The organism is Vibrio sp. RE86, assembly GCF_013114545.1.
Taxonomy (GTDB): domain Bacteria; phylum Pseudomonadota; class Gammaproteobacteria; order Enterobacterales; family Vibrionaceae; genus Vibrio.
The window spans coordinates 1-9,991 of record NZ_VTXI01000034.1 but is presented as its reverse complement, the minus strand read 5'-3'; the positions used below and the strand labels follow the sequence as shown (position 1 = coordinate 9,991).

Here is a 9,991-nt window from a genome sequence, read left to right as displayed (position 1 = left end):
ATCGACAAGCGTTGTGAATCTGCTTAAATTGTTTGTTATGTTTTACCACAAGTAACTGACTTACTTGAGAAAGAACTGATGATTAAGACCATTATTCTTAACCAGACCAAAAGGTAAGAACCAGCTTGGCCACCAAAGGCGACCAACCCAAAACAGGTATGAACACTTCCCTGCCCAATGAGGCAAACCAACTAAGCACCAACAAGTGCCCTAGTCTCTTCTCACAAAAGCGCCAAACAATGGTTAGTTGCCGAGACTACTGCCAAGGAAGGATGTTGCTTGGAAAAGAACCTCAAAACGACTTTAAGCCAAAGGAACTAAAACCTAGCCAACTCGACCTGATAATGAAGCAACCCGCGAACATTGGTATGTTCTTCGGCCTAAGAGATTCAAGAACTGAGACCGACAAAGCGGATTTGCTGAGTCTACTAGGGACAAACTGCCAGAGGGACAAAGAACTCGAGCCTAAGATTTTTAAGCCTTTGAAATACAAGTAAACATAACGCCGCATTAAGGTGTGAACAACGCGACCACAAAACTCACCCTTAACACCGTAAACACTGAACTCAACGATGGAATGAAAAATGCCAAGCGTTGAGAATCACTCTTAAATGCTTTGTTATATGCTTGTTTTCGCATTTTCTTGACTGATATCGATAGCTGACTTAGACAATAGATTTGAAAGCTCACGTCCGCCCAAATTTGAGAGTAGTTCACTTAATTCTGGATAGGTATTTGGTCCTAAGTAACCTGAGCCTACAGTTAGTGCTCTCAATGTTCCGCTATCTTCAAGAGAAGAGTAAATAATGTTGTGGGAGCTAGCCCAATACAACTGGTCACAAAGCTTGTACAGGACCTTGGCTGTATCAAGAAAATCTCCTTTAGCAGTTAAAGAGCTAGCATAACTAACTTCTTCCTTTCCTTTGGTGTCTAACATATAGAACAGAATTAGCTCTGAGCGAAAGTCGGCACATAAAGAACTGATTTGGCTCTCTAGGTGATCTTTTTCTCGCGGAATTTCACTCATCTTGTAACAAAGGAGCAGTCTCGTAGACGCTTTTTCCATTGAAATCAAGATAACTAACAGCCTCTTCCTTAAATTCATTAGCTCAACTTCAGACTGCTGATTTTTCCAATTTAAGTATATAAGAATCGCAAAGGTCGTAGCAAAAATTTGTACATATGCTTGATACAACCGACGTAAAGAATACCACACTGTCAAAGTTTGTTTTTGAACTTAATTCATTGAGGATCGAATCCAATGAAGCATTAGAGCTGAATGCACCAGCACTAAATCCAATTACAAAAAATACGACTACCAACATAAGTATCGCTAAGTTTTTCATTCCGAACTTTCCCAAAGCATATAACGCCGCGTTAAGTGGTGAGCAACGCAGACCACTGCACTTAAAGTATTGTGCCGTAAACACTTAACCCGAAGCAAACCAAAAATGCCGAGCGTTGGGAATCCGTCTTAAACGCTTTGTTATATGCAAATTCTCAACCCACACTCGGAGCTGATATAGCTTTTGATGATAGACTAAAACAAGAGCCCATTATGTGAAGTAACAGCCATGAAAGACTGCAACCAGTGTGGTAAATGCTGTATTAAGTATGGCGACGGTGATTTAGCTGCCACCCAAGAAGAAATAGATTTGTGGGAACTATTTAACCCAGACATTTTTGAGTATGTGAAAGACGGTAAAATTTGGTTTGATCCCGAGACAAGAGAACAATTACACCGCTGCCCGTTTTTGGAGATAGCACCGAAAGCCAAAGCTGATGAAAGAGACAAATACACCTGTAGTATTTATCTAGACCGCCCTGAAGATTGTCGTCACTACCCTAGTTTGATCTATGAAATGGTGCGAGATGAATGTGAAATGATCGAAGTTGTTGACCTCGAAAACCCAAAGAAAGCCCAGAAACAGCTAGACAAGTTAATGATTTCAAGCCGACCATCGAGCTATTCCTAGTGCTGATTTTGGCACTTGCATATAACGCCCTGTTAAGGGGTGAGCAACGCAATACCAATGCCGCCGAATACCACCTTAAACACTAAAACCAACGCAAAGTAAAAATGTCACGCGTTGCGAATCCCTCTTGAACAGTTTGTTAGCTTGATGCTTTCCCCAGAAGTTTATTGTTCATTTCAACGACTCCAAAGAATAAGATTACCCCTATAACTCCATTTAACACAGCCAAAGCCGATGGAATAAAGAAGGTTGAAAGATCTTTAGCATTCACCGCAGGCACCAATATGAACTTAACATTGCATAAGTACCAAAGTAAAACTGGTAGCACCGAATAAGTACACCCTAGAACACGACTAGAAAGGCTTAAACTTGATTCCTTCAAAAACGCAGACACAAATCGAAATACCGTAAAAAGCCCAGCACTACCTAGCAAGAAGGTACCAAGCACACCGGCAGCAAAACCAATAATTAATAGGTTTTCGCTTATATATATTTCCTGTAGTGCGATAATGCCTAACAGCAAAGAAATAATTGATGTTACTCGGTAAGCCTTAATTTGCCTGATCCTCATTATTTTTCCCCAGAAAGCTAACGCCCAATTAAGTAGTGAGCAACGCTACCACCTACCTAGACCATTGTGCCTTAATCACTAAAACCGATTCAAACCCAAAATGCCGAGCGTTGCGAATCTGCTTAAATTGTTTGTTAGTTGCCTGCCCTAAGGCTTTATTTGAAGATTACTGTCACTTTGCCGACACTGTTCTGTCCTGTATTGAAAAACTCAAATCAAGCGCAGTTTCAAAGCGACTGTCACTGAAACCACTTGGAGCATACAACGCCGCAGAAAGCGGCCTTCAAACACCAAAGAAAGCTTTTGGGAAGACTAAGCAACAAAGCAGACTTTCAACGAGAGAATCAGCTTCTGAAACAAAAAATCTAAACCAAGAACAAACCAAAGAACGATTTCAACGAACCAAGTAAGCTAGAAAGTGAAATGCAACAACTAGCAAAAAGTACACGAACATTAGCCCTAAACTTGCTGATTTAGTTACTTTTTCCTCATTGGCAACTAACGCCGCATTAAGGTGTGAGCGGCGCTTGGCTATACTTGAGCGAAGCGAAACTGCCAAGCGTTGCGAATCACTCTTAAATGCTTTGTTAGGGCGATACTAAAAATTGCCTCAAATCGACTTTCTTAGGGCCGATTACGTCTTTGTATGACGTAATATCAATTTCAAAGCACATATTATTTTTATCATGCCTTACTCGAAAAGAATCCGCTGAATCACGCAAAAACTCAGTTGGTATATCTAACACCGCAATTGAGGATTCTTGCTGTAAGAGAAAATACAACCTAGGCACTTTCATCTTTTTAATTTTGTCCAACGAGACTTCCAGCCACCAAACGTCTTTTCGAGAATTAACTTTAGAGTAATGTGCATTCTGATACGTGGCATTAATACCAAATTTACTTTGAGCAATCTCGATAGCTTCTGATTTATCCATCACCAACTCCTATATTCACCACTATGAGTATAGAGTCAAAGGAATGAACAAGCCCTAACGCCGCATTAAGTGGTGAACAACGCGACCACCCAACCTTAAACCTTGCCACATTTAGCATTGAAGCCGACCTGAACTGAAATTGCCAAGCGTTGAGAATCCGTCTTAAATGCTTTGTTAGTTGCCCTTACCTAACTCCAGTGCTAACATTTGTACACACATAAATTTAGGAGCGACTCATGGACACTAGAATTCAGTTTCGTGTTGATGACGAAATTAAACGCTTAGCTCAGCAACTGGCTGAGAGCCAAGGACGCACACTTAGCGATGCTTGCCGTGAGCTAACCGAGCAAATGGCTGAGCAACAACGAAAAGCATTATCTCACGACGCTTGGTTAACTGAACAAGTAAACCTAGCATTTGAGAAGTTTGACTCTGGAAAAGCTTCATTTGTTGACCATGACTCAGCAAAAGCACGAATGGCTGAACGAAAAGCTAAGATTCGTAGCCGAGGTCAACAATGATTTTATGGGAAGAAGAATCGCTGAATGATCGTGAGAAGATCTTTGAGTTTCTTTATGACTTTAACCCTGACGCAGCTGAAAAAACTGACGAAATCATTGAAGCTAAAGTAGAGAATTTACTTGAGCAACCATTGATGGGTGTTCAACGTGATGGTATTCGAGGACGATTACTAATTATCCCGGAAATCTCAATGATCGTTTCCTACTGGGTCGATGGCTCAGCAATTCGTGTAATGCGAGTTCTACACCAGAAGCAAAAATTCCCTACCGACTGATTGTAATCGGTGGGCAAACTAACGCCGCATTAAGATGTGAGCGGCGCTTGGCTATACTTGAGCGAAGCGAAAACGCCAAGCGTTGCGAATCACGCTTAAATGATTTGTTATGCTACCTTGCATCAAAGATTAAAATAAATGTTTGCATAATCCCACTAATGCAGAAGTAAAAGCTGTAATTGTATCAGGATATACCCTAAGTAGATGCTCAAACGAAGTATAACCAAGAAACAAGATAGACATCAGAACTGGCGAAAAATGTAGAAGAGCTCTTGTATGAATGCCTTTATGGATATTAAAAGAGTTGATCTCGTTCAATACTTTTTCGTTATCTTTGTATTTCTCATTAAGTGCTCTTATCTGTTTATCGAGAAGTGGTCTCGGAGTGTATTTTAGGTACATTAACAGCACGGCACAAAGTATAAGCAAAGCAACACATACGGACAAATTGAATTTAGGAGAAAATGCAGTGGAGGAAAGAGTTGCTAGACCAAAGCCAACCATTACAACAATAAGGTTTGTAACTAAGCTGAAGGAGCCTTTAAAGTCCTCTTCGTAGAGGCGAATTAGAGTTTTTTGTTCATAACTCGTCATTTTTCTCTTAGACATGATTATTACTTTCATTGAAAAACTTAAAGCGAATCATATCACAAATTTATTAACCCTTTGCTTTCAGACATTTAAACGTCGTTCGAGTAGCATAACGCCCAATTAAGGTGTGAAGCACGCGATCACGACACTTAATTTGACCACCGTAAACTCTAAACTCAATTCAAACCAAAAATGCCAAGCGTGCTGAATCACTCTTAAATTGTTTGTTATGCGAAAGCTTTCAGTTACCAAATTGCTGATTTATAGCCCATTTAAAGCACTTTTTGCCCCTTTTTGATAAATACATGTGACCTAGCAAGAGTTAGGGTAAACAACTAAAGAAGGAGCATAAGATGCTATTAAGAATAAGAAAACAGTCGTGGGAAGTTCCTGTAAGCACATCTGCGGCAACAGTCGTTATCATTGGCAAAGAATATTTCTACGTTCTAATTCATTAAAACCATGGGCTACGACAGATGTAGCCCACTCTTCTAATGAGCTAAACGACTTTTGCATAACGCCCAATTAAGTAGTGAGTAACGCTACCACTTAACCAGAACATTGTGCCCTAATAACTAAAGCTAATTCAAACCCAAAATGCCAAGTGTTACGAATCTGCTTAAATTGTTTGTTATGTTTTACCACAAGTGACTGACTTACTTGAGAAAGAACTACTGCTTTCAACAGGCTTTCTATACTAAACCACAAAGGAAGAGCCAGCTTGGTCACCAAAGGCGGCCAACTTAAAACAAGTATGAACACTTCCCTGCCCAATGAGGCAACCCAACTAAGCTCCAACAGACACCCTAGTCTCTTCTCACAACAGCGCCAAACAATGGTTAGTTGCCGAGACTACTGCCAACGTAGGATGCTGCTTGGGAAAGAATCTCAAAGCGACTTTAAGCCAAAGAAACTGAAACCTAGCCTACTCGACCTGACAATGAAGCAACCCACGAACATTGGCATGTTTTACGCCTAAGAAGTTCAAGAACTTAGGCCGACAATACTGAATTGCTGAGTCTACTAGGGATGAATTGCCAGAGGGACAAAGAACTAGAGCCTAAGACATTTAAACCTTTGAATTTCAAGTAAACATAACGCCGCATTAAGGTGTGAGCAGCGCTTGGCTATACTTGAGCGAAGCGAAACTGCCAAGCGTTGCGAATCACTCTTAAATGCTTTGTTATGTGATACTTCCCACATCGTATATACTTCGGGAAAACAAACACATATGAGTACTTATGCTAAGACAATTACAGCTTGCTGATAAAGAAAAAATGCTTGAGCTTGTGAACAAAACACAAATGTTTGAAGCAGAAGAAATTTCATTTATCGCTGAGACTTTTGAAGGTGAATCCAGTGAAGCTATTTGGTTCGGGAAATTTGACGACGAACTAATGACTGGTGTCGCGTACTGTGTACCAATGGAAATGACCAACGCAACATGGAATGTACTAATGCTGCTCGTTGATCCTGAGCATCATCGCTGTGGAATCGGTAAAGACTTGATGCAACTAATGGAAAGCACTTTGACCAAGCAAGGACAAAGGCTTCTTATCGTAGAAACCTCAAGCACAGACGATTTTCAGACAGCAAGATCGTTTTATAGTGCTATTGGCTATGCTCAGCAAGGATCCATAGAACACTATTACGACGATAATGACCACAAAATTACGTTCATCAAAAAGCTTTAATTTACTAGGAGTTCTGTTGAGAGCTCCTATCACATAACGCCGCATTAAGGTGTGAGCAACGCTTGGCTACACTTGAGCGAAGCGAAAATGCCAAGCGTTGTGAATCACTCTTAAATGCTTTGTTATGTGATTGAAAGGTAGAATATTTTGTTGACCAAGTTCTGCTACTCCCACAATGCAATGAAGCTATCAAATGATTCAAATGCTTGAGGAATATGATCCATTAGACAAGTATCATCGATATAACGACCATGAGCTATATCATTTCTGTACTTACGAATACGATTGATCTGGGAGTTTATTTTCTTCATTCCCAACGAAAATTTCTCTACTTTATTACAGTATTTTACAATTTTAAAAGTTGTTGGCCTATTTACGTAATCTGAATCACTTAGAATTTTAGACGTGAAGTCATCTTCTGTAATAAATTCCTTATACTTATCATCTAGATTCACATAAGAACGCCCAGAATAAAAGAGCTCAAGCTCATCTTGAGTTAGGTTTCTAGACAACCTTTCATCTGCTTTTAATGTGACGAAGTTTTCAAAGGCTATGTTTAAGTACATCACTGACTGAGTGAAGTTATTAATTCCAAAGTTAAGTTTTGCATCTAAGTAACTGTGTAGCCATAAACTACGTGATGGATTATTAAGCTCTTCTAATAATTTTTCGGTTGAATAGTCTTCTTCATTTGGAATTGAGAATGTTCCCTGAGGAGGTAGAATTTTCCGTTCAATCTGGTGACCATCAAGTTTGTAGTATATATTCGTTTCGAGAATATTTTTTTCACTAACTTTTAATAACCAAGCCTCATTCATGGCTATACGATAGGCTTTGACAAAGTAGTTTAGTAAACCAATTACTTCACCTTGGTGCTGTATAAATTTATCTGTGGTTATAGTGATCATGGTTTGCTTTGTTACCCCATGAATATCACCTTGCATCAAGATCTCATTGGAAGATACATTTGCATTTTTGTTATCTGCGTAAGAAAACTCAAAGCTATAACTATGGCCAGCAAACTCAAACGAGAATGCTTTACATAAAATGTGACTTGATAGCTGCACTGTTACTACAGTTTGAAAACCGTTATCGCGTAAGTCGATAAACTGACGGTAAGTATCAAGCCTAATAAGATTTTGATAGCTTGTACCTCTACTGGCATCATTAATCTTTGCATTTAATTCTGTTAAGGAATCATTTCCTTCTTGCTTCCATTCATCCAAACTGATTTTAATTGCAGAGAAAATATATTGGTTAAGAAGTTGCAAGTAGCGCTCAGAATCATTTAGTTCTTTTGAATAGCAATCAAAAGATTGCATAAAGGCTTTGTAATCGACTTGTTCGATTATAAAAGAAAGAGCGGTATCAACAAGCTCTGACTTCAGAGCTTGAAAGCCATCTGGACTTGCCAACTTGAAACGTTGGAGGGCACGCTCGCCAATGATATTCAGTGAATCTACGGTAGCTAAAACTTTTGGAGCTGAGTTGCTTTGTTTCGCTTGCTCTATGTCAGCTTTTATTTGTTTGAATTTAGTTTCTGTTTGCTTTTTATTCATTGTGAGTACAGCTTATACTTTTTAAACAGAATACAATACTTACAAACATATACAATCTGCTGGTTTTCAGGGTGTGATGTATAAATCACATAACGCCCAATTAAGTAGTGAACAACGCGACCACTTAACTAGAACATTGTGCCGTAATCACTAATGCTGATTCAAACCAAAATTGCCAAGCGTTGTGAATCTGCTTAAATTGTTTGTTATGTGTTACCGCCCGCAAGTCTCGTATATACCTCAGCCAACTCATTAAGCAATGAGGCAACCAATTCACTCGTTTTTGAAAGCATTGGTTCAAACAAAGTAACTGAATCATCAATTACTATTTCCTTTAGAGCCTCAATAGACATAATTTTAGAAAACTTCCTTTTTAGGTCGTCTTCTGAACCTTCAATAAAACGAACCGCTATAAGATTTTTATTCGAGTAGCCATTATTGTGTGCGACTTGATTACGAAGCCGTCTTAGCGGCTCGATTTCTTTTTCTAGATTTTTGAGTATTTGAAGTGCGTGAGGAGATACATCCGCGAGCTCCTTAACTACTTTACGGTTGCCACCAAGTCTTTCGATAGTTTTGTTTGCTAACAAAACAGCCGAACCAGCTAGAAGATAGCAACGATCAACTACACTAGTTAACCTCAGCAAGAAATTTTCAACGTGAAAAGCGTGGTGCGCTGTAAAGTCAAAATCGGAGTCATTGAAAGTCGTACGCTTTAGATATTCAATTGATAATTCTAAGCTTTCAAACGCATTATCTATCTCGAACACTCGGCTACATACTTCGTGAGCGTATTTTTGTTTCTCTGAAGCATGGAACGTCTCGTCCTCATTGACTAAACCCTCTAGGCCTGACTTGAGGTACTCAACAACTAATGGATAGAGATTTTTTATATGCTTATTTTCACTATGCTTCATTTTTCCCTCTGTCACATAACGCCCAATTAAGGGGTGAACAACGCCTATACCCAAGCCTAAAGCATTGTGCCATAAACACTAAATTGAAATAGAAACAAAAATGCCGAACGTTGTGAATCCCTCTTAAATTGTTTGTTAGGGGTAATTCATGCGATCAACTCTATGAAAAAAGTAATCATCAACAAGTAAAGGTTTATAGTTGAAGTCGGATTTAATGTCGTGCCTCCAGACTAATACACTTGGATATGGGAACGTCCCTTTAGGTTCTAACCCCTTAGCTTCAAGGGTAGACAAGATGGTCAAATCGTAGACTGTCATATCATCAAGGGTTAACCAAACATGAACATCGAGAACTTTATCAAGTTGAGGCCCAGCTTCCACAATTTCTTTTAATGATTTCCGATTCAAACGGTAGATGTTTTTGCCTTTGTAAAACACATTGCCAACTGTCACTTTAAAATCTATACCCTCTGCCTCGGGCAACTGGCTAAGAGCATTTTTGAAATTTTCACAAACTGAGTGACATTGATGAGCAAGCTGATTTGTACGCGAGAAATACACCGCATATTCACTCGCTGCTTTTCTTAAGAAAGAATGCATAGACTGGTAATAGTTAGCCGTACTCTCGCTATCTAAGTCTTTATACATATTATGAATCGCTACAAAGTCCAACTGTTTTGTATCAAAACTTGAGTCTACTTTTTCTAAAAACTTAATTGAATCAACAAATTGATCTAAATATGTATCCATGTTCAATTTCTCCTTTACCCCTAACGCCGCGTTAAGTAGTGAGCAGCGCAACCATCAAACTAAACCTCTGTGCCGTAAACACTGAAGCCGAATTGAAGTGAAACCGCCGAGCGTTGCGAATCTGCCTTAAACGCTTTGTTAGGCAAGATTTCCGTGTGCTCACTAACTTGATTTGATACAGAATACCTTAAATATCATAAGC

At 39.3% G+C, this 9,991-nt stretch carries 11 protein-coding genes and 1 pseudogene; 4 read left to right on the top strand and 8 right to left on the bottom strand.

What is annotated here, in order from left to right; all coding sequences use genetic code 11:
- Positions 1 to 619 precede the first annotated feature (619 nt).
- Positions 620 to 1,216 (bottom strand): hypothetical protein, encoded by a 597-nt coding sequence (locus tag F0231_RS20185; RefSeq protein WP_171761474.1) that lies wholly within the window; start codon positions 1,214 to 1,216, stop codon positions 620 to 622.
- A gap of 358 nt (positions 1,217 to 1,574) precedes the next feature.
- Here F0231_RS20185 and F0231_RS20180 point away from each other — a divergent pair, with 358 nt between their 5' ends.
- Entirely contained in the window at positions 1,575 to 1,976 is a 402-nt protein-coding gene (locus F0231_RS20180) for a YkgJ family cysteine cluster protein (RefSeq protein WP_171761473.1), read from the top strand.
- 32 nt (positions 1,977 to 2,008) lie between these two features.
- Here the strand turns inward: F0231_RS20180 and F0231_RS20175 are convergent.
- The 3 genes and pseudogenes from F0231_RS20175 to F0231_RS20165 all read right to left on the bottom strand — a co-directional run bounded on the left by F0231_RS20175 (position 2,009) and on the right by F0231_RS20165 (position 3,482).
- Positions 2,009 to 2,144 (bottom strand): annotated as a pseudogene (locus F0231_RS20175) (DUF3265 domain-containing protein).
- Positions 2,116 to 2,547, bottom strand: a complete 432-nt coding sequence (locus tag F0231_RS20170) for a hypothetical protein (protein ID WP_171761472.1) — start codon at positions 2,545 to 2,547, stop codon at positions 2,116 to 2,118. Before F0231_RS20170 ends, F0231_RS20175 begins: the two are co-directional and overlap by 29 nt.
- A gap of 587 nt (positions 2,548 to 3,134) precedes the next feature.
- The gene (locus tag F0231_RS20165) at positions 3,135 to 3,482 is read right to left on the bottom strand and encodes a hypothetical protein (RefSeq protein WP_237311581.1); all 348 of its coding nucleotides are present in this window, start codon (positions 3,480 to 3,482) and stop codon (positions 3,135 to 3,137) included.
- 236 nt (positions 3,483 to 3,718) lie between these two features.
- Here F0231_RS20165 and F0231_RS20160 point away from each other — a divergent pair, with 236 nt between their 5' ends.
- Entirely contained in the window at positions 3,719 to 4,003 is a 285-nt protein-coding gene (locus F0231_RS20160; RefSeq protein WP_171761470.1) for a type II toxin-antitoxin system RelB/DinJ family antitoxin, read from the top strand.
- On the top strand, positions 4,000 to 4,278 hold the full coding sequence (locus tag F0231_RS20155; RefSeq protein WP_053816179.1) for a type II toxin-antitoxin system mRNA interferase toxin, RelE/StbE family: 279 nt from the start codon (positions 4,000 to 4,002) through the stop codon (positions 4,276 to 4,278). The genes F0231_RS20160 and F0231_RS20155 overlap by 4 nt, the downstream gene beginning before the upstream one ends.
- Positions 4,279 to 4,407: 129 nt before the next feature.
- Here the strand turns inward: F0231_RS20155 and F0231_RS20150 are convergent, their stop codons facing one another.
- On the bottom strand, positions 4,408 to 4,887 hold the full coding sequence (locus tag F0231_RS20150; RefSeq protein WP_171761469.1) for a hypothetical protein: 480 nt from the start codon (positions 4,885 to 4,887) through the stop codon (positions 4,408 to 4,410).
- A 1,223-nt stretch (positions 4,888 to 6,110) separates the two neighbouring features.
- Between F0231_RS20150 and F0231_RS20145 the strand changes: the two genes are divergently transcribed.
- On the top strand, positions 6,111 to 6,563 hold the full coding sequence (locus F0231_RS20145; protein WP_171761468.1) for an N-acetyltransferase: 453 nt from the start codon (positions 6,111 to 6,113) through the stop codon (positions 6,561 to 6,563).
- A 164-nt stretch (positions 6,564 to 6,727) separates the two neighbouring features.
- On the opposite strand, the gene F0231_RS20140 is transcribed toward F0231_RS20145, so the two are convergent.
- The 3 genes from F0231_RS20140 to F0231_RS20130 form a co-directional block, all read right to left on the bottom strand.
- Entirely contained in the window at positions 6,728 to 8,122 is a 1,395-nt protein-coding gene (locus tag F0231_RS20140; protein ID WP_171761467.1) for a hypothetical protein, read from the bottom strand.
- A 206-nt stretch (positions 8,123 to 8,328) separates the two neighbouring features.
- A complete protein-coding gene (locus tag F0231_RS20135) occupies positions 8,329 to 9,039 on the bottom strand; it encodes a Cthe_2314 family HEPN domain-containing protein (RefSeq protein ID WP_171761466.1) in 711 nt (236 codons plus the stop codon).
- Positions 9,040 to 9,174: 135 nt separating this feature from the next.
- Positions 9,175 to 9,789: a hypothetical protein gene (locus F0231_RS20130; protein WP_171761465.1), complete on the bottom strand. Its 615-nt coding sequence runs from the start codon at positions 9,787 to 9,789 to the stop codon at positions 9,175 to 9,177.
- Between the last annotated feature and the right edge of the window lie 202 nt (positions 9,790 to 9,991).

Bases quoted from the DNA above. Each gene is read 5' to 3' on its own strand.
- F0231_RS20130 (WP_171761465.1), bottom strand. From the start codon at position 9,789: ATGGATACATATTTAGATCAATTTGTTGATTCAATTAAGTTTTTAGAA.
- F0231_RS20140 (WP_171761467.1), bottom strand. From the start codon at position 8,122: ATGAATAAAAAGCAAACAGAAACTAAATTCAAACAAATAAAAGCTGAC.
- F0231_RS20170 (WP_171761472.1), bottom strand. From the start codon at position 2,547: ATGAGGATCAGGCAAATTAAGGCTTACCGAGTAACATCAATTATTTCT.
- F0231_RS20155 (WP_053816179.1), top strand. From the start codon at position 4,000: ATGATTTTATGGGAAGAAGAATCGCTGAATGATCGTGAGAAGATCTTT.
- F0231_RS20145 (WP_171761468.1), top strand. From the start codon at position 6,111: ATGCTAAGACAATTACAGCTTGCTGATAAAGAAAAAATGCTTGAGCTT.
- F0231_RS20150 (WP_171761469.1), bottom strand. From the start codon at position 4,887: ATGTCTAAGAGAAAAATGACGAGTTATGAACAAAAAACTCTAATTCGC.
- F0231_RS20160 (WP_171761470.1), top strand. From the start codon at position 3,719: ATGGACACTAGAATTCAGTTTCGTGTTGATGACGAAATTAAACGCTTA.
- F0231_RS20165 (WP_237311581.1), bottom strand. From the start codon at position 3,482: ATGGATAAATCAGAAGCTATCGAGATTGCTCAAAGTAAATTTGGTATT.
- F0231_RS20180 (WP_171761473.1), top strand. From the start codon at position 1,575: ATGAAAGACTGCAACCAGTGTGGTAAATGCTGTATTAAGTATGGCGAC.
- F0231_RS20135 (WP_171761466.1), bottom strand. From the start codon at position 9,039: ATGAAGCATAGTGAAAATAAGCATATAAAAAATCTCTATCCATTAGTT.